The 18,533-nt window shown below is 65.7% G+C and carries 21 protein-coding genes; 10 read left to right on the top strand and 11 right to left on the bottom strand.

All coding sequences use genetic code 11. The features are described from left to right. Nucleotides 1–43 precede the first annotated feature (43 nt). From fabG1 to ACIP5Y_RS25525, 5 genes are all read left to right on the top strand, one after another. On the top strand, nt 44–763 hold the full coding sequence (gene fabG1 / locus ACIP5Y_RS25545; RefSeq protein ID WP_400353439.1) for a 3-oxoacyl-ACP reductase FabG1: 720 nt from the start codon (nt 44–46) through the stop codon (nt 761–763). A gap of 76 nt (nt 764–839) precedes the next feature. Beyond that, complete coding sequence (inhA, locus tag ACIP5Y_RS25540) at nt 840–1,679, top strand: NADH-dependent enoyl-ACP reductase InhA (RefSeq protein WP_397003846.1); 840 nt, start codon at nt 840–842, stop codon at nt 1,677–1,679. 136 nt (nt 1,680–1,815) lie between these two features. After that, nucleotides 1,816–2,802, top strand: a complete 987-nt coding sequence (locus tag ACIP5Y_RS25535) for a ferrochelatase (RefSeq protein WP_400353897.1) — start codon at nt 1,816–1,818, stop codon at nt 2,800–2,802. Nucleotides 2,803–2,866: 64 nt separating this feature from the next. Beyond that, on the top strand, nt 2,867–3,106 hold the full coding sequence (locus tag ACIP5Y_RS25530; protein WP_400353436.1) for a hypothetical protein: 240 nt from the start codon (nt 2,867–2,869) through the stop codon (nt 3,104–3,106). Between the two features lie 80 nt (nt 3,107–3,186). Continuing rightward, nucleotides 3,187–3,768, top strand: coding sequence for a hypothetical protein (locus ACIP5Y_RS25525; RefSeq protein ID WP_400353434.1), 582 nt, complete (start codon nt 3,187–3,189; stop codon nt 3,766–3,768). Nucleotides 3,769–3,795: 27 nt separating this feature from the next. On the opposite strand, the gene ACIP5Y_RS25520 is transcribed toward ACIP5Y_RS25525, so the two are convergent. Further along, nucleotides 3,796–4,518 carry a hypothetical protein gene (locus ACIP5Y_RS25520; RefSeq protein ID WP_400353432.1) on the bottom strand — a complete coding sequence of 241 codons (723 nt, stop codon included), beginning with the start codon at nt 4,516–4,518 and terminating at the stop codon, nt 3,796–3,798. 96 nt (nt 4,519–4,614) lie between these two features. Here ACIP5Y_RS25520 and ACIP5Y_RS25515 point away from each other — a divergent pair, with 96 nt between their 5' ends. After that, entirely contained in the window at nt 4,615–5,046 is a 432-nt protein-coding gene (locus tag ACIP5Y_RS25515) for a hypothetical protein (RefSeq protein ID WP_400353430.1), read from the top strand. Nucleotides 5,047–5,104: 58 nt separating this feature from the next. Here ACIP5Y_RS25515 and ACIP5Y_RS25510 read toward each other — a convergent pair whose 3' ends face one another. The 5 genes from ACIP5Y_RS25510 to ACIP5Y_RS25490 form a co-directional block, all read right to left on the bottom strand. Continuing rightward, a complete protein-coding gene (locus ACIP5Y_RS25510) occupies nt 5,105–5,506 on the bottom strand; it encodes a nitroreductase family deazaflavin-dependent oxidoreductase (protein WP_400353428.1) in 402 nt (133 codons plus the stop codon). A gap of 9 nt (nt 5,507–5,515) precedes the next feature. Continuing rightward, complete coding sequence (locus ACIP5Y_RS25505; RefSeq protein ID WP_400353415.1) at nt 5,516–6,751, bottom strand: serine hydrolase domain-containing protein; 1,236 nt, start codon at nt 6,749–6,751, stop codon at nt 5,516–5,518. 64 nt (nt 6,752–6,815) lie between these two features. Next, entirely contained in the window at nt 6,816–8,078 is a 1,263-nt protein-coding gene (locus tag ACIP5Y_RS25500; RefSeq protein ID WP_400353413.1) for an RNA polymerase sigma factor, read from the bottom strand. Continuing rightward, nucleotides 8,071–8,412 carry a YciI family protein gene (locus tag ACIP5Y_RS25495; protein ID WP_400353411.1) on the bottom strand — a complete coding sequence of 114 codons (342 nt, stop codon included), beginning with the start codon at nt 8,410–8,412 and terminating at the stop codon, nt 8,071–8,073. The genes ACIP5Y_RS25500 and ACIP5Y_RS25495 overlap by 8 nt, the downstream gene beginning before the upstream one ends. Before the next feature lie 83 nt (nt 8,413–8,495). After that, nucleotides 8,496–9,362, bottom strand: coding sequence for a MinD/ParA family protein (locus tag ACIP5Y_RS25490; protein WP_400353409.1), 867 nt, complete (start codon nt 9,360–9,362; stop codon nt 8,496–8,498). A 346-nt stretch (nt 9,363–9,708) separates the two neighbouring features. Between ACIP5Y_RS25490 and ACIP5Y_RS25485 the strand changes: the two genes are divergently transcribed. Both ACIP5Y_RS25485 and ACIP5Y_RS25480 read left to right on the top strand, forming a co-directional pair. Then, nucleotides 9,709–10,308 (top strand): hypothetical protein, encoded by a 600-nt coding sequence (locus ACIP5Y_RS25485; RefSeq protein WP_400353408.1) that lies wholly within the window; start codon nt 9,709–9,711, stop codon nt 10,306–10,308. Nucleotides 10,309–10,318: 10 nt separating this feature from the next. Then, entirely contained in the window at nt 10,319–10,894 is a 576-nt protein-coding gene (locus tag ACIP5Y_RS25480) for a GNAT family N-acetyltransferase (protein ID WP_400353406.1), read from the top strand. Between the two features lie 161 nt (nt 10,895–11,055). On the opposite strand, the gene ACIP5Y_RS25475 is transcribed toward ACIP5Y_RS25480, so the two are convergent. The 3 genes from ACIP5Y_RS25475 to ACIP5Y_RS25465 all read right to left on the bottom strand — a co-directional run bounded on the left by ACIP5Y_RS25475 (nt 11,056) and on the right by ACIP5Y_RS25465 (nt 14,133). Next, nucleotides 11,056–11,538: an acyl transferase gene (locus tag ACIP5Y_RS25475; protein WP_400353404.1), complete on the bottom strand. Its 483-nt coding sequence runs from the start codon at nt 11,536–11,538 to the stop codon at nt 11,056–11,058. Between the two features lie 273 nt (nt 11,539–11,811). Next, the gene (locus ACIP5Y_RS25470) at nt 11,812–13,050 is read right to left on the bottom strand and encodes an FAD-dependent oxidoreductase (RefSeq protein ID WP_400353895.1); all 1,239 of its coding nucleotides are present in this window, start codon (nt 13,048–13,050) and stop codon (nt 11,812–11,814) included. Nucleotides 13,051–13,299: 249 nt separating this feature from the next. Next, the gene (locus ACIP5Y_RS25465) at nt 13,300–14,133 is read right to left on the bottom strand and encodes an SAM-dependent methyltransferase (protein ID WP_400353403.1); all 834 of its coding nucleotides are present in this window, start codon (nt 14,131–14,133) and stop codon (nt 13,300–13,302) included. Nucleotides 14,134–14,370: 237 nt separating this feature from the next. Here ACIP5Y_RS25465 and ACIP5Y_RS25460 point away from each other — a divergent pair, with 237 nt between their 5' ends. Beyond that, nucleotides 14,371–15,735 carry a serine hydrolase domain-containing protein gene (locus tag ACIP5Y_RS25460; RefSeq protein ID WP_400353401.1) on the top strand — a complete coding sequence of 455 codons (1,365 nt, stop codon included), beginning with the start codon at nt 14,371–14,373 and terminating at the stop codon, nt 15,733–15,735. A 165-nt stretch (nt 15,736–15,900) separates the two neighbouring features. Here ACIP5Y_RS25460 and ACIP5Y_RS25455 read toward each other — a convergent pair whose 3' ends face one another. Continuing rightward, entirely contained in the window at nt 15,901–16,563 is a 663-nt protein-coding gene (locus ACIP5Y_RS25455) for a TetR/AcrR family transcriptional regulator (RefSeq protein ID WP_400353399.1), read from the bottom strand. 223 nt (nt 16,564–16,786) lie between these two features. Between ACIP5Y_RS25455 and ACIP5Y_RS25450 the strand changes: the two genes are divergently transcribed. Beyond that, nucleotides 16,787–17,425 carry a hemerythrin domain-containing protein gene (locus ACIP5Y_RS25450; RefSeq protein WP_400353397.1) on the top strand — a complete coding sequence of 213 codons (639 nt, stop codon included), beginning with the start codon at nt 16,787–16,789 and terminating at the stop codon, nt 17,423–17,425. 531 nt (nt 17,426–17,956) lie between these two features. On the opposite strand, the gene ACIP5Y_RS25445 is transcribed toward ACIP5Y_RS25450, so the two are convergent. Next, nucleotides 17,957–18,505, bottom strand: coding sequence for a YciI family protein (locus tag ACIP5Y_RS25445; protein ID WP_400353395.1), 549 nt, complete (start codon nt 18,503–18,505; stop codon nt 17,957–17,959). Between the last annotated feature and the right edge of the window lie 28 nt (nt 18,506–18,533).

Below are 18,533 nucleotides of genomic sequence, written 5' to 3'. Positions count from 1 at the left end.
ACCGCGCGCCGACTCCCGAATACGAACAGATAGGTTTGCCTCTATGTCGAACATCACATCCCGGTCGGTATTGGTGACTGGTGGTAACCGCGGCATCGGCCTCGCGGTCGCCCAGCGCCTGCTCGCCGACGGACACAAGGTGGCCGTGACCCATCGCGGGTCCGGCGTGCCCGAGGGCCTCTTCGGCGTGAAATGCGATGTCACCGATAGCGAATCGGTCGATCGCGCGTTCACCGAGGTGGAGGCGCACCAGGGTCCGGTAGAGGTCATCGTGGCGAACGCCGGCGTCGTGGACAACACGCTGTTCATGCGCATGAGCGAGGAATCGTTCACCAAGATCATCGACGCCAACCTCACCGGTGCGTGGCGAGTCGCCCAGCGGGCCAACCGCAACATGCTGAAGAACCGCTGGGGCCGGGTCATCTTCCTGGGTTCGGTTGTCGGCCAGGTGGGTGCGCCCGGTCAGGTCAACTACGCGGCCGCCAAGTCCGGTCTGATCGGTATGGCGCGCGCCATCACCCGTGAGGTCGGCAAGCGCAATATCACCGCGAATGTGGTGGCGCCGGGCATGATCGACACCGATATGACCCGCGACGAGATGACCCCCGAGATGCGCAAGGCCGCCCTCGACTTCATCCCCGCGGCCCGCATCGGCCAGCCCGAGGATGTCGCCGCGGCGATCAGCTTCCTCGCCTCCGACGACGCCTCCTACATCTCCGGCGCGATCATCCCCGTCGACGGCGGAATGGGCATGGGCCACTGAGCCTTCGGCTCAGTTAGGCTCTGCGTTCTGAACTCCCCTGGCCACGCACTTTTCAACGAGGAGAACCGACCAACCCATGGGTGGATTGCTCGAAGGCAAGACCGTACTCATCACCGGCATCATCACCGATTCCTCCATCGCCTTCCATGCGGCCGCCAAGGCGCAGGAGCAGGGCGCGAAGGTGATCATCACCGGTATTCCGGAGCGGCTGCGGCTGATCGACCGGATCGCCAAGCGGCTGCCGCAGGAGGTTCCCCCGGCCATCGGCCTCGATGTGACCAATGAGGAGAACCTGGGCGAGCTGGCCGACAAGGTCCGCGAGCTGGCTCCCGAGGGCATCGACGGTGTGCTGCACTCGATCGCGTTCGCCCCGCGCACCCTGATGGGCCCGGAGGCCCTGCCGTTCCTCAACGGCCCGGGCGCCGACGCCGCCAAGGCCTTCGAGATCTCGGCCTGGTCGTATGCCTCGCTGGCCCGCGCCGTGCTGCCGGTCATGAACGAGGGCGGCTCCATCGTCGGCATGGACTTCGATCCGCGCACCGCGATGCCGTACTACAACTGGATGGGCGTGGCCAAGGCCGCGCTGGAGTCGGTCAACCGTTACGTGGCGCGAGAGGTGGGCGAGGCCAAGCGCATTCGCTCCAACCTGATCGCCGCGGGCCCGATCAAGACCCTCGCCGCCAAGGCCATCGCGGGCACCGCCACCGATGACGCCAAGCAGCTCAACATGCTCAACACCTACTGGGACGGCGCCTCCCCGATCGGCTGGGATGTCGACGACCCGACCGTGGTCGCCAAGTCCGTGGTCACCCTGCTGTCGGATTGGCTGCCCGGCACGACCGGCTCGATCATCTACGTCGACGGCGGCGCCAGCCACAACACCTGGTTCCCGGCGGACGGCTTCGGCGCCAACTGATCCGGACCCGGTACGAGTTGTAAGGAGGAGAGCAGTGGCCACCCGGTTGCAACCAGGTGAAGGGGAGCCCCAGGCTCGTGAAGTGGACGCCCTGCTACTGCTGTCCTTCGGCGGTCCCGAGCGCCCCGAGGACGTGATGCCGTTCCTGGAGAACGTCACTCGGGGCCGGGGCGTACCGCCCGAACGCCTCGCCGAGGTCGCACAGCATTATCTGCACTTCGGCGGGGTATCACCGATCAATGCCTTGAATCTGGACATCATCAAAGCCATCGAGGCCGAATTCGCTACCCGCGGCATCGATGTGCCGGTGTATTTCGGCAATCGCAATTGGCATCCGATGGTGGAGGACACCGTCGAGCGCATGCGCGCGGACGGAATCCGTTCCGCTCTGGTGTTTCCCACTTCCGCATGGGGTGGATATTCGGGGTGCAAGCAGTATCACGAGGACATCGCACGCGCCCGTGCCGCGGTGGCCGATGCCCCCGAATTGGTGAAACTGCGCCAGTATTTCGATCATCCGCTGCTGATCGACGCTTTCGCCGACGCCATTCGCGCCGCGGTGGCCGAACTACCCGCCGAGCGCCGCGAACGTGCCCGGCTGGTTTTCACCGCGCATTCCATCCCGGTGTCGGCCGACAATGCCTCCGGTCCGCCGGGGGAGCAGGCCCTCTACAGCCGGCAGGTGACCGAATCGGCGCGCCTGTGCGCCGCCGCAACCGGATTCGACGACTATGACGTGGTGTGGCAGTCACGCTCGGGCCCGCCGCAGGTGCCGTGGCTGGAACCCGACATCCTCGACCATCTCGACGCGCTCGGCGAGCGTGGCGTGGATGCCGTGGTGCTGTGTCCCGTCGGCTTCGTCTCCGACCACCTCGAGGTGATCTGGGATCTCGACAACGAAGCCAAGGAGCGCGCCGGCGAACTGGGCATGGCCTTCGCCCGTGCCGCCACCCCGGGCCCGGATCCGCGTTTCGCGCGCTTGGTCGCCGACCTGGTGGGCGAATACCGCACCGATGCGAAACCGCTGCAACTGAGCGATTTCCCGAGCCTGGGCTGCACCGCCAACGGTGTCACCTGCGTCGTCGGCTGCTGCGACATGCCCGCCCGCCCGCGCCGGTCATGAGCCTATTGCACCCCTCGACGAGCGCGTCGCTCCGGCGAAATGTAGTCTCGCGCCGGTGAATAGAGTGAGCAATGCTTCGGGGCAACGCAGGCAGGCCGGCTATTCGGGCGGGTCCCGCAGTGGCGGTGCGGCCGCCCAGAAGCGGATGTTCGGTAAACCCGACTGGTTCCTGGTCTTCCCGCTGCTGGGACTGTTCCTGGCCGCCTTCATCTGTGCGGTGCTGGCTGCCTCGACGATCATCGCCGTGGTGCTGGTGCTGATCGGTGTGGTGCTGGTGGTCGCGGACAGCTGGCTCAACCGCTGAGACCGGCTGCGGCCTCGATTCCATATCCGGGCGTTTCACCCGTTAACATCGCTGTGCAGCACAGACGATGAGGGGGAAGCGTGACCGCGCCTGGAAACGAGCCGCAGCCACAACGGATTCCGATCCGGGGTCCGATCATGGCGGCGTCGATTGCCAGTGCCGTGGCTGTGCTGGGAATCGGCGCGGCGATCACCTTCGGCGTTCTGTATTCCGGTGCGCACGATATTGCCGCCGACCGGGATTCGACGGTCGCCCAGCTGCAGCAAGAGGTTTCCGACAACGGCCGCAGCAAAGCAGCCACCAAAGCAGCCTGTGATTTCGCGGGTCTGGTCGGCACCTATGACGCGGAAAACCTCGACACCTACTTCACCGCGGTGATCAATGCCTCGACCGGCACCTGGCGCAAGAACTTCTCCGACGGCTCCGATGCGCTGAAGATCCAGCTCACTTCGCTGCAGGCGCGCAGTCAGGTGGCCGAAACCCATTGCGGGCTGGCCGCACTCGATGCGCACAGCGCGCAGGTCGTGGTGATCGTCAAGCAATCGCGGACGAATTCGGCGGTGCCGAACCCGGACGCGCTCACCGTCCCCATGGTGCTGACCCTCGATGAGCAATCCGACGGCCGCTGGCTGGTCAGCGGGTTGTCCTCGCCCGCGCTGTGAGGCGTTGCCGCAGGACAGGCCGCGGGGCTATTTCAGGACGTTCACCGCACGGGCGATGACCAGGCTCACCGTCACCAGCGAGATCGCGGACTGGACCATCATCAGCGTCTTCGCCCACCGCGACATCGGCATCACATCGGTGGGGCTGAACGCGGTCGCGTTCGTGAACGACAAATACAGGTAGTCCGGAAACTGCGGTTCCCAATTCGGGTCGGCCAGATCCTGGTTCTGCATCTGCACGAACAGGAAATCCGGATACGGCTTGCGCACATGAGCGCGCGCCGCCGGCCCGCCGCGGTCGAAATCCCAATACCAGAGCGCGAATACGAGCACATTCGACAGCCACACCCCGCCGCCCGACATCAGCAGGCCGGCCGCATTGTCACTGATACGGCCATCGATCAAGGCCCGGACCAGGTGAATGACCGACCAGATCATGGCGAAACCGAGCAATGCCATCAGCAGCAAGCCGATACGGCGCAGCCACGTCTCCTCGCGATCGAGGCGGAAGGGACTGGCGATGACCAGGACGAGCAGCATAGCCAACCCGATCGCCGGGACCAGCCAGCGCGGGCCTGCCGTGAACCCGGCGGGTAGATAGAACTGCAGGATCAAAAAGCCCACCATGGCCGCGGTCGCCCACCAGCGGGATTCACCGGCGGTACGCCGCGCCCATGCAGGTACCTGATCATCACTGTCGGGCGTATTGCTGTCGGGGGCGTCGCCGTTCTGGCTGTCCGTGGCGGTCACCCGAGCAGTATGCCCGTCTGTTCAACGCGATCGTTGGATGCGAGGATCATGAACATCCCACCCTTCAGAAGATCAGGTATCGAAAGGAGGACCCGCATGTTCGGTCATCGGCTCATCGCTCCGCTGCTGTTCACGACGGCGGCCACCTGCCTGGCACTCGTCCCCGTCACCGCCTCGGCCCAGGCCCCCGCCTCGATCAGCGTCGACTCGGCCCTCACCTACAACGTCACCACCCTCGCCATCGACGGCACCGCGACCTGCACCGGCGGCGGCACCGCCGGAGTCACGGTCGTGAACGCCTCGCTCGCTCAAATGTTCCAGGGCGGCGTCGGCGGCCCCATCGCCATCCAGCTCAACGGCCCGGTCATGGTCAATTGCGACGGCACCCAGCAAAGCTGGACCGGCCAGCTGGTCGCCCCCGGCCGCGCCCTGCCCAACGACTCGGGCGGCACCCTCACCGTCACCCTGGCCCAGGGCTCCAGCACCATCGCCACCACCGGCCCCCAACCCGTGCACATCACCACCTGATAGCGCCGGGTGACCTGAAATCGGCCGGGGGAGCGGCGATTTCAGGTCGATGGTGACCTCAGTGGATGGGTGCGATATCCGCGACGAACAGTTCGAGTCGCCGCCCGGCGACGCGCGCGGCGAGCGGCAGCCCCGGACCGGCCGACGCGCGGTCGACGACGCGGGGGTTGACGAGGTGATACTGCCGGAAGGCCGAGCGGGTGTCGGCTTCACCGGCGGCGAGGATGTTCTTCACCCAGTCGGTGCGGCCGTGGCCCAGCGCCACGTAGAACTTGTCCCCGGACCGGAAGGCGTTGACTGGTGTGGCGAAGGGGCGTCCGGATTTGCGGCCGTGATGCTCGAGGACGGCGAATCCGGGCAGGTAGGGCGCGAGCGGGCGGATGACCGGGTTCATGTACTTGGTCTGGAAGCGATCGAACCACGCGGGAAACATGCTGACTGGGCGGTCGGTTGTCGACATGTCGGCACCCTACGCCGCGGTCGTGCGCGCGGGAAGCTCCGCGGCGGTCCGCGCGGATCTGACGATGCTCGGAACGAGCATGGCCAGCAATGTCATATCGAGGGGCGCCCAGACCGCGGACATGCGATTGTGCACGAATCCCACGGAGACGCCGGAACCCGGATCGGTCCATCCACCGGATCCGAACGCGCCCAGATGGCCGTAGCCGTGCAAGGCCCGCGGTGCCGGGAAGGTGTGGAAACCCAAGTGCCAGAACGGAACTGCTAGGGCACGATCGAGCTGATAGGTCTCGATCTTCGCCGTCGCACGCACCGTATCGGTGGAGAGAAACGGCTTCCCGTCGACGAGGCCGTAACAGGCGTACGCGCCATACATCTTCGCCAATGCCCGGGCGGTACATACACCGTTGCCGGCAGGCAGTTGGGTCTGATGCAGGATCGGCGGCTGGTCTCCGGCGAAAATGCTTTCCAGGCCGGGCACGTAGATCATGCGCAGTGGTGCGCGGGTGGGTCCGGGCAGGGCGCGCGCGAACCCGGCCACGGGTGTGGCGAGGCGGCTGGTCATCACCGGTCGCGCAGAACCGACGAGATCCGCTCCCTGGGTGCGTGATCCGGCGGGCGGATATCCGAGATGGATGCCGTCGACCCCGAGGGGCTCGGCGACTTCGGTACGGTACAGCTCGCGCATATCCTTCCCCGTGACAGCGCGTGCCAGCCCGGCCATCAGCCAGCCGATGGTGAGCCCGTGATAGATCGGCTTGCCCAGCAGGTGATCCGGTGTCGCCGCCGCGAGCCGCTCCTCCATGAGGCGGTGATCGAGCACCTCGGCCGCCGAGCGTGCGGGTATCGCCGAGAGCCCGGCCCGATGGGAAAGCAACTGCCGCACCGTGATCGAGCCCTTGCCGCCGGCAGCGAACTCGGGCCAGTAGTCGGCGACCGGTGCGCTGTAATCGATCAGTCCGCGATCGGCGAGGCGGTGAATGACGGTGGCGCTCACACCTTTCGACGCGGAGTAGATCATGGCGCCGGTATTGCCGGTCCATGGCGTCCCCGCCTCGTCCGCGGCGCCCGCCCAGATATCGAGAACCGGTTCGCCGTCCCGATATACGGCCAATCCGGCGCCGTTGCCGGTCCGCCCGCCGAACAGCCGGGCAAAAATCCCGACCGCCCGCTGGTATTCGGGCCGGGCGAATCCGCTCACGCCGGAGGGGAGAGGCAGCGTTGCACTCTGCGGTGTGGTTTCCATCCTTGGAACGGTAAGCGCTGTGGGCCACCATGGACAAGAGTTGTCCCAGACAGATCGTCAACCGTCATCGATATGGACGGTTCGCAGTGCCTGTGGCCGTGACCGATAGCCGCCGCGCCGTCAGAAACTCGCGCTCGACCTCGTTGTGAGCGAGATCGATGGCGGCATCGTAAGCGATGACGGCCTCGGCGCTGCGACCGAGCCGACGCAGGAAATCCGCGCGAACAGCGTGGAAAAGCTGACTTCCCGGCAAATCCAGCCCGTCCAGCGCAGCGAGCGCCGTCTCCGGCCCAGACACTTCCGCTAGGGCCACCGCTCGATTGAGCTGCACCATCGGGCTGGGCGCAATCGCCATCAGATGGTCGTACAACTGCAGGATCTGCACCCAATCGGTATCGGCGGCCTCGATCGCGTCCGCATGCACCGCGGCAATGGCCGCCTGAAGCTGGTACGGCCCGGGCCGATTGCGCCGCAGGCATTCTCGCACCAGCACCTGCCCCTCCGCGATGAGCGCCCGATCCCATTGCCGCCGGTCCTGCTCCGGCAGCGGCACCAGCCGCCCGTCCACGGTGGTACGCGCCGCGCGGCGCGAATCGGTGAGCAGCATGAGCGCCAGCAGCCCCATGACCTCCGGCTCCCCGGGCATGAGTTCGGTCAGCAACCGCCCCAGGCGAATCCCTTCCGTGCACAGGTCCGTCCGGATCAATTGCGCACCGACGGTGGCGGTGTGCCCCTCGGTGAAAATGAGGTAGACGACGGCCAGCACAGCATCCAGTCGCGCGGGCAGATCAGCGTCGGCGGGCACCCGATAGGGGATACGCGCATCGCGGATCTTGCCCTTGGCCCGTGTGATGCGCTGCCCCACAGTGGTTTCCGAGACCAGGAAGGCGCGCGCGATCTCCGGCACGGACAACCCGCCCAGCAACCGGAGCGTGAGCGCCACCTGCGCCGGGCGAGCCAGCGCGGGATGCGCGCAGGTGAAGATCAGCCGCAGCCGATCGTCGGCCACCGCGCCGTGCTCGTCGCGTTCCTCGTGAGCGTGCAGAAGCGCGGCCTGGGCGTACTTGTCCTGGCGGGCGGCCTCGCGGCGCAATCGATCCACCGCCCGATTGCGGGCCGTGGTGATGATCCAGCCCGGCGGGCTCGGCGGCACACCGTCCTCGGGCCAGCGCTGTATCGCGGTGGTGAACGCGTCCTGCACCGCGTCCTCGGCAATATCGGCATCGCCGAAGATACGGATCAGGCTGGCGACGGCCCGGCCGTAATGCTCGGTGAACACGCCTTCGATGGCGGCGAGATCCATTCCGCCCGAACTCGACTCAGCCATCCTGCAGCGGCCGCACCTCGATCGGCAGCGTGATGATGCGCGCCATCCGCCGCCCCCATTCGAGGGCCTCGTCCAGGTCGGCGGCCGCGATGACGGTGAATCCGCCGATATGCTCGCGTCCTTCCGCGTACGGCCCGTCGGTGATGAGCACGTCCGCGCCCTTGGCCCGCAGCACGGTGGCCGTGCTCGGTGCGTGCAACCCGGCGGCGAACACCCACGCCCCGGCCGCCCGCATCTCGTCGTTGAGCTGTTCCAGCTCGCGCATGATCTCGTCGATATTCGCCGGCGGTGCGCCGCCATCCGGCTGATAGATGCTGATCAGGTACTGCTTCACTACGAGTCCTCCGTTCCGCGATCACCCGGCGGCGAGCCGGGCTCACCTCCTATACGAACGGGCGCAAGCAGATACGACAGTACTCAGCGCATCAGATTGACGACTTGGCGATAGGCGGCCCGGGTGGACTGCGCCATCCGCGACCAGGTGACGGGCCCGCCCGCGGCGAGGTGGGTGTCGTAGGGGATTTCCGCCACCGCGCGCACCACATCCTCGAGGTAGCGGCGGGCGTGGTTGGCGACGGTCGGCCCGTCCGACGGATGTTGCCTGGTCACGACGATGACCGAGTCCGCCAGATGGTATTGGCTGTAATTGTCGTCGAGCCAGATGAGGGCGGGTTTGAGCCGATTGATCGCGTCCGCGCGCGCGGCCACGGTGATCACCAGCGCGATCCGCGAATCGCACAGTAGCGGCGCGACCATGCGATTGGTGACATGCGCGCCACCGTCGTAGACGGGCAGGCATCCGGCCTCGCACAGATCGCGGTGGACCGAGGAGTAGCTCTCGCGCCGGGGCAGCGCTTCCGGGCCGCGTGGCAGGACCCCGACGCTGGCGCTGTTCTCGCCGCAGGCATCGAGTACCGCCGAGGGCAGGCTGCGATGGCTCATATTGAGCCAGCTCTGCACCGTGCCGGCGGCGTCGATGATGTCGCAGCCGCGGCGGGCCAGGTCACCGCCGGTCGGGGTGGCATCGACCACGACGGGGGAGTGTTCGCCGTAGTCGTAGGCCGCGGCGGCCGCGAGGCCCAGCGCGGTGGTGGTGGTTCCGGCGCCGCCGGAACTGCCCAGGACGAGCACGGACGGCAGGTCGGCCCACAGCAGGAACCCGTTGCCGCCGTGTAGTCGTACCCGGTCGGTGGGCGCCCCGGGCGGCGCGGAGCGCAGCAATAGGGCGAGATCGGTTGGCGTGGCGGAAAGCTCGGCTGGATGATCCGGGAAAATGACAGACACTCGAGATTCCTTCGTGCGGGCATCGTTCGGTTCTGCGGATCGGGTCGATCACCGCTTCGCACCCACACCGTGCCGGCGAGCTTCCCCTGCGCTACGACATGTTCGATGAATTCCTTCGATAACCTGCCCCCGCAAACCCCCTGCGTTCGCGTCGATACGGAACTCAAACAACTTGTGTTGCAACATATTCGAATGTCGCACGATCGTACACTGATCTTGGTGTCCGTGATGTCTCGATCGCGAATCCTGTTATACCCCTATCGCAACCCCCTACCGGGGTGGTCCCGCGTTAACCACCGGACCCCCATCGAGCGCGGAGTATCGTGCGCCTATGCAGCTCGATCACGTGTTCTGCCTGGTCGATCCGGCCGATGACTGGGCGGACCGGCTCGCGGGGGTGGGGCTCGAACTGGACGCGGGCATGCGCCATACCGGGCAGGGGACCCGTAATCGGCGGCTGCATATCGGGTCGATCTTCCTGGAATTGTTGTGGGTCTGTGACAAGGGAGAAGCGCAGCGCAATCCCCTGCGATTGGATCGGCGGGCCGATTGGGTGCGCTCGGGCGCCAGCCCATTCGGAGTGGGTCTGCGTGGACATCTTCCCGAGGAGCTGCATGACCATTACCGGCCCTACGCCGACCTGGGTTTCCCCATTTGGGTCCCGCGTGACGATCAGGATGCTCCCGAACGTCCCCTGGTGTTCGTACTGGACCCTCCGGCCAGACCGGTCGGAACTCTTTCGCGCGCAGATGTTTCGGGCGAAGAAAAGATCCATACCCTCTGGCTCGGGACTACATCGATGGCGGACATTCCCCTTTATGACGGTCCAGCGATCATCCAGGAAATAGGTGCCGTGCGCTTGGATGTGTTCCGCGACAGCGGACCCGAGGTGATCGTCACCGATATCCTCGCGCTGCACGGCCCCGATTCCACGGCCGATCATTAAGTTCGAAGTCATGGATATCGAAGTGTCACCGGCACTCTCACCCGGCATCACCCCGCCACAGCGAATCGAACTGGGAGATCTGCTACTTCGCCGCTGGGCGCCGGCAGATCTGATCCCGCGATTCGAGGCGATCACCGCCTCCTTCGACCACCTGCATCAATGGATGGATTGGGCCGCCCACCCGATCACCCTCGAACAGCAACGCGAATTCGACGCCGCCATGGGCGCGAGCTGGCCCAGCGCCTCGGGCAGCTTCAACTACGGAATCTTCGACACCGCGGGCACGGTACTCGGCGCCATCGGCATCCACGATCGCGTCGGCCCCCGCATGCTCGAGATCGGCTACTGGTGCCACGTCGACCACACCGGCCGCGGCGTGATCACCCGCAGCGCCGCCGAACTGACCCGCATCGCCCTGCACCTGCCCGGCGTCGACCACGTCGAAATCCATTGCGACGCAGCCAATACCCGTAGCGCAGCGGTTGCCGAGCGGCTCGGCTACCGCCTCGAACGCATCGCACCACGCCCGAAACTGGCTCCCGCCGAATCCGGGCAGGGCATGTGGTGGGTGAAAACCGCGAGGTAGCGTGAGTGTCAGCAGACCGGTCGGGGATTTCCGGCAAGGAGGCTATCGAATGTACGCGCGGATACCAGCAATGTTGGCGCGGAAGATCACAGGAGCCGGCCCGGCCGGCCGATCCGCGCCGGGAGTCCGAAGCAAGCGTCAACGCGGGGGTATCGAGTGGGTCAGTTCCAGGTTCCGCTCTCGACAACCCAGATGCCGTGACTGCCTTGCGTCACCGGTTGGACACAGTGCACGGCAACCTGACTGCCGTCCGGACCGGTGACGATAACGAAAGCCGCCACAGGCCCGGTCCTGGCCTGCGCGTCGGCCCATCCGAATCGCGCTTGCACGAAGGATTTTGCGACCTGGAGCTCATCGAGGCGCCAGGGTTGATGACCGTCGTTCACGGCGTTCTGCAGATCGGAGGCCTGTTGTGCGGTGAGGCCTTCGCCGGGGAAAGGCGTGCCCGCAACAGGATGGTCTGCGGTCGGCGCCGCGGCAGTCGTCGTGGGCACCGACGTAACCGGTTGCGGATCAGTTGTTTCGGCGGACATTGGCACGCTCGGAGATTGTGCCTGCGACGGCACCGCCTGATCGCCGGACGGGCCCGGCGCGCCGTTATCGCGCGACGGAGCGACGGTGACCGAGCTGGTGCTGGAGGCCACCGACGAACCAGGAGCCGATGTTGTCGCCGAGGTCGAGCACCCACTGATCGCGGCCACGCCGGCAAGCACAGCGAGAGCCATCACAGCCCGGACTCGTGAGGACCGATGGCATGCCTTCGGAGCGGGTCTGAACATGGATGATCCCCAATTCGGTGTGCTCTACAGCGGTTTCGCTGGATCGTCGTCTTGATGTCGCCCCATCCGACCGTATCGTTAACTCGCTCAGCGAAATTCACGTGCCATCTCCGGAATTATGGTCGATCATCGGCTTTGTCAGATGCTCCGGGCAGCAGCCCGTCTCACACGTGGGCCGGTGGCTGCGATGACTTCGCGGGTCAGTCGCGGTACCCAGGAGAGTTTGCCGGTGTCGAGAGAACTCCAGCGCGGAGAGACGAGCTTGACCCCGGTGCCGAGGCGGTGATGCATCGCGGTGGTCGGGTCGTCGATGTCGGCATCTCCGGGGTTGTAGACGATGCCTGAATGGACCCTGATCGGGGTGGCGGCGGCAATGCCGGGAATGAATTGCTCTGCACCGTAAAGGATTTCATCTACAAGCTGGTGGGAGTCCGCCACGGACCTGCGCAAGTCGGCACCATCGGAGAATTCGGCGTAATCGGCAGCCAGGGTCGTGGCGGGTGCGTAATCGAGCAGGCCGGTGCCGTCTCCGTGGTTGGCGAAGACAGCGTAGGGGCCGTGGATGACCATGCAGGACGGATGGTTACGCAGCACGGCGGGCAGCCGCACGTGCAGGAAATCCTTGCGGCGGTAGGCCGCAGGCGGCTCGGGCAGAGCTGCACGGCAGTGTCGAGCCATCACCTCATCGAGCTTCGCGCGCGAGGCCCAGGCGGCATTGACCACGCCGTGCGCGCGGATCGTGCTCAGGCTGCCATCGACGCGGCGCACGGTGATCAGAACCGGGGAATCAGGGTCGCCGAGTGTTTCGGGACGGGCATCGATGACCTCGTGGCCGGTGCGGATGCTGACCCTTCGGTGCCCTCGAGCGCGCGCGATGACGCGGGCGGCCAGCGCGTCGAGATCGACGAACGGTTCCAGTGTGCTCGCTGCCGCCACGATCTGATCGGAGTCGAGATAGGGGGTCCAGTCGGCGGGTTCGAGCGGGCGGAAGAATTCTTCGGCCGGGCCGAAGGTGGTGGCGCGTCGGTCGCATTCGGCGGCATAGTGCGCCCGCATCACTTCAGCACGGGGCAGAAGTTTGTCCCAGGATGTGAACGAGGTGCCCGCCACCGCGATCCACGAGGGGGGTCGTGTGCGCCGCGGAGCCAGGTGCAGCAGGTCACCGAATTCGTCGAGGAAGTCGAAGGCCGAGGAAATCGATTCCAGCGCGGTGGCCAGACTGCCGGCGAAATGCCAGCCGTGATGGATCCTCCCCCAATTGTGGCGACTGGCCCCGCTCATCAAGGCTGAATCGCGCTCGAACACCACCACCCGACATCCGACATCGGCTAACGCCGCCGCGCAATGCAATCCAGCGAACCCCGCGCCGATAACCACCCGATCGAATTCATCTGCCGCGTCGATGCCAACCTCCTGCGCTCGGTCACAACCGCGTCCACCACCAGGCACGTTAACTACTCGGGATGATCTCCTGGGCGCGACACACCCCGTCGGCTACACACACCATCGACAGGTCGAAGCACTCGGAGTTCGGCGTGCGTTCGCTGGTGGCCATGAGATGCTCGGTCCGTTTTTGGAGAGTAATCCGCTGGTGGGCTACCCGGTTCTGATGGCTGGAAGCTGCGCCTAGCGTTTCATGCCGACGCCACCCAGGATGCAGTGGCGAACGGCGGAGAGGGTGCGCAGGCGCGGGCCGTCGGGCCACCAATTGTCACAGAGAACCAGGCCGGGCTCGATCATGGACAGGTCGCCGAAGAGGGATTGAATCTGTGCGCGGGTGCGGAAGCGACCCGAGCCCATGGGGCTGTGGACGAATTTGTCTTCCATTGCGCGGGCCAGCTCACTGTATTCCGGGAGTTCCGGATCGTAGAAGTGGGCGATGGCCACATACGAGCCGGAGGGCAGCGCGTCGATGTAGGTGCGCATCAGCGTGTCCGCATCCTCGCCGAGGTAGTGGTGCAGGGTGCCGATCTGGAACAAGGCCAGCGGGCGACTGAAGTCGATTCCCTCTCGGACCTCGTGGTTCTTCATCACCTCGAGGGGCCGGAAGATGTCGGCCTCCCCGATGTCGGTGTTCGGATGCCCGGCCAGCAGCGCCCGGGCGTGAGCCAGCACCATGGGGTCGTTGTCGACGTAGACGACCGCCGAATCCGGATTGATCCGCTGCACGACCTGATGGGTGTTTTCGGCGGTGGGCAGGCCCGAGCCCAAGTCCAGGTACTGATCGATACCTGTCTCCCTGGCGAGGAAGCGGCTCACTCGAATGAGGAAATCGCGGTTGGCCCAAGCCAATTCGGCTACGCCGGGCGCCACGGTCCGCACCTGATCCAGCACTGCCCGATCGATGTCGAAGTTGTCCTTGCCGTTCAGCGCCGCGTCATAGACGCGCGCGATGCTGGCGCGAGTGATATCCACCCCCACCGGCGCCACGCTCGGATAGCTGGACGAAGGCTCGGGCATGACGATCTCCCCTAACGTATGTGGCTCGATCTCGAACTGCCCCCAGTCTCCCGCAGTTTCGTCGATTCGGGTCGACATCGTCCTAAGTAACGACGTTTGCCGCTCGATCTGCCCTGGCGGCGCAGAGGCGGCGCCGCAAGCGTCATGATCCGGTTCGAGACTCGTCAATACCTTGTGCAGCATGTCTTCTCAGCGTGGCTGGTGGCGGTGCCGTGAGGAAGAGCGATGATGCGAACAATGAATCTGTCCGCATCGGCGCTGTGTGAGATGCTGGTCGGGGTCGGGGAGGGGCATATGGACACCGATTTCGGGTCGGAGCTGGCAGCTCGCGTCGCGCGTGAACAGTCCGCGAATCGTTTACCCGGTCTCACCGTTGCGGTCGGTATCGGCGGAGTGCCGGTGGCCGAGGCATCGGCAGGCTTCGCCGATCTCGAGAACGGTGTTCCCGCCAGCAGTGAGAGCTGCTATCGCATCGGCTCGATCACCAAGACCTTCACCGCGGTACTCGCCTTGTCGCTGTGGCGGCAGGGCGATCTGGATATCGACGCCCCGGTCGGCCGATACCTCACCGGGATCCCGTTCGGTCACCTTCCGCTGCGGATGCTGCTGTCCCACAGCGGTGGGCTGCCGCGGGAAGTCCCGGTGGATATGTGGGAGAGCATGCGTGGACCGTCCACCCGTGAACTGTTCGAGGCTTTCGACCGGGTCGAATTGGTTGCCGAACCGGGGCAGCGGTGGCATTACTCCAACCTGGGGTACGCCGTAGTCGGGCAGATTATCGAACACGTCACCGGCCGGTCCTGCGAAGCCGCTATCGAGCAGACGCTGCTGGAGCCATTGGACTTGACCCGCACGAGCTGGACCACGCCAGCCGATGCCGCTGTCGGTTACCGTCTCGATCCTTATGCCGACATGGTCTACCGTGAGCCGGTCATGGATCTGGGCGCAGTCGATGCCGTTGGTCAAATGTGGTCCACGCCAGGCGATTTACTGCGGTGGGGGCACGCACTGTGCGGCGGCGAACCCGGTGTTGTTCCGCTTGCGGTGATCGATGCAATGCATACCTTGCAGGTCATGGTGGACACCCGCACCTGGAAGCGTGGCTGGGGATTGGGACTGATCCTCGACCGGCACGGCGATCGTGTGCTCAGCGGGCACACCGGTTCCATGCCGGGATTTCAGGCAGCGGTGAGTATCGACCGGACCAGTGCCACGGTCGTCGTCGCGGCCGCCAATTCCACTCGCGGCATCACTCTCAGCGACCTCGCTGCGGAGATCACGCTCGACGCGATCGCTGCGCGACCCGCACCGCCGGCACCTGTGTGGCGACCCGCACCCCCATGTCCGGAGGAGATGATGGCGCTGCTCGGCGGCTGGTGGTCAGAATCGGAGGAGGTCATCTTCCGGTGGTGTCACGACGGCCTGCACGCCCACCTTGCTTCCAGTCCGGCCACCACCGATACCCGTTTCGCCGTCGAGGCACCGGGACGGTTGCGTGCCGTCGCCGGGCGCCTGCAAGGTGAGCTGCTCGTCGTGACGAGCTCGCCGGACGGTATCGAATTGCGTTGGGCGACCTATCCACTCACACGTGCGCCACGATGAAATCGTAGGGCCGGTCCCGGATGGCGCAGAGCGCGTCGTCTGGACTGGCCGTGCGTAGCTTCGGATCGGCCGAGCGGAGCACGCGGATAACGGGGGCTGGCGAGGACGAAACACTCAACGCGACAGGGGAGTGTGTTCGGCTGCATCGGATGCCTCACGGCCCGTTCATCTTCCGTGATGTTGCACCGACCCCAGTGGGTCCGAATCTTCGTCTGTGTTTGCTCCGAGTACGGTGGCCGCGATCCCGGTGATCACCGGGACGGCGTCGAACAGGTCGCCGTCCGGTCCGGCCATGGTGTCGAATGTCTCGAAGCTGGTGAGTGCCAGCAGGATACGTACCTGTTGATCGGTGCTTTCTTCCGGCGGGTTCGTGCCGGCATTGATGAAGGGGGCGGACAATACCGCCAAGCCTTCGCGGCGCCGCTCGTCGCGGGCGCTGATGACGGCGTGGACTTCGGCGTCGAGGGCGGCGAGGGCGCGAAGTCGTCGCATGGCGGGGCGGTCGGCCTGCCAGAATCGCGCGAAGCAGGCGATGAATTCGGCGAGCGCCGCGAGTGGTGCGGGATTGGTGAACGCTTTGACCAGTTCGGATAGGCCGCCCGCTACGCCGAGATCATCGCAGACCGCTTCCAGCAGGCCCGTTTTCGACCCGAACTGGTAGTAGACCGTGGCGCGGGAGACGTCGGCGCGCTTGGCTACCGCATCCAGGGTGAATCCGGTGTAGCTGTCGGCCTCGCCCAGCAGTGCCCGGGCGGCATCGAGAACCTGCCGGCGACTCTGCTCGATCTGGGCGGTGCGCTTTCCCAGGTTGTATTGGCGTGGGCTCATGGCCTTGACAGTACCTGGCGAAGCTGATTTATTCATACAGTCAGTCTGACTAAATTAAAGGGCGGTCGGGATGAGTCGCCATCCGGCCAAAGAGCTTGCGCCGCTGCAGGTTCGAGTCAACTACGCGTCGCCTGTCACGATCGAGCACGAGCGCGGTCATGCCGTGAGCGGGCGGCTCTGAACATGCAGTAGCCCAAAGAGTTTCAACGAGAACGGTTTGCAGATGACCATGAACAGCCACAGACCAACCACGACAATCGACTTCTTCGGAATGTATCTGGCCCACGACGCCTGCATGCGCGACCTGATACGCCTCACGGCCGCCGCCTCCGAGGGCCGCCTCGCTGAGCCGTCGGTGCGGATCGGATGGGAGACGTTGCGCCGCCAGCTCGACCGGCATCACAGCACCGAGGATGCCGCGCTGTGGCCGCTGGTGCGTGCAGCGGCCACCGACCCGGCAGACCTGGCGATTCTCGACGATATGGAGACCGAACACGAGGGCATCGAGGAATTGCTGGCCACGGTGGAATCCGGCATCGCCACCTCCAACGGCGGCCAGGGCTTGCGGTCCGAGGTGGACGCCCTGGCCGCAGCCCTCGATACGCACTTCACCCACGAGGAACAGGTGGCGCTACCGCTCATCGATCGCACCGTCGGCGGGCCCGGATGGGCGGCATTCGGCACGGAAATGCGCAAACGCAACGGACTTCGCGCCGTAACCGAGTACCTACCGTGGGTGCTCGACGACGCACCCGCCGACGCACAGGCCAAGATGCTCGACTTCCTGCCGGCCCCGATTCGTGCCATCTACCACTACGTGCTGAAACCCCGCTATGCGCGCCCGCGCCGAGGCTGGTTGTAGCCCGGCGATGATGGGGAGAACAAGTTGAGCCCAACTAGAGAGGGTGCAAGCCGACACAGACCGAACAGCGCGTCCAGTGCTCGGGAATCGGGTGCGACCAAGGGAATCCGTGGGGAAGGAGCTTCTCGGCACCGCAGTCGGGTCGGCTGCTTCCGGGGGCGACGGCGTGGGCTACGGGCGGCCCGTCGTCAATAAGCTTGAAATTCGAGTACGGGTTGAGGGGGTCCGCTGGAAGTGTCGGGTCTGCAACCACTACCCGGATGTTCCCCCAGAACCACGTTTCATACTCCACCGCTTGATCGTATCCAGTTCAGCCGTCGATCATGATCTTCGGCTGGAATACCAGACGCGCATCTCTTCAGTGCTTACCGTTATCCGACCGCGAACACGAGACGTGTTGGGCAGGAGAGGTTTCGACGAGAACTGCCGCAGCACTGCGGCCGCTCCGAAAGAGTGACCGCAGTGTTCGGACGCGGAGCTGTTCGATCAGCTCGGCGAGCCCGTCTTGATGCTCTTCTCGGACGACGTTTCCTAAGGCCGTCCACCGAATTGCCAGTTGTGCACCTCGATGTCGGCGTACCGATCGGGTGTCAGGATGGCGCGTGCCGTGTCCGGGTCGGGCGCCCGGATCAGCGCCGCCGTTCCCAGCCAGGTGGTGTCGTCGTCGGACAGCAGCGGCCCGTAGGCGATCAGCTCGTCCTGGCCGGGTGGCACGGCGAGGTCGGCGGCCTTCCCCGTGCCGAGGCCGAGCACCAGGTACCGGTTGCCGCCGGTCCGGCCGCCGGGGAAGTCCCACATGGTTCGCCCAAGCGTGTTGCGCCACCGGCGCAGCAGCACATCCCGGTACGCGCCGGCCTGGTAGTTCGGCTCGTCGAAGGCGAACGCGCGGGCGGCGACGGGATCGGGCAGGTCGACGATATGCACGCTGCCGGTGGGGATGTCGCCGTCGTCGGCGAAGGTCGGGCCCCGCGCGATCATCGTTTTCGCGTACCGATCCATATAGGACCAGTGCTTTTCTCCCAGATCGTGGCGCAGTGCTACGGAGCCGGGCCGGTCGCGGTGATAGCAGAAGAACTCCATGCCATAGTCCTAGCCCACCTCGGCCTGA

Source organism: Nocardia sp. NPDC088792 (assembly GCF_044750615.1).
Classification (GTDB): Bacteria; Actinomycetota; Actinomycetes; order Mycobacteriales; family Mycobacteriaceae; genus Nocardia.
This window is presented reverse-complemented; position numbering and strand designations above follow the sequence as displayed.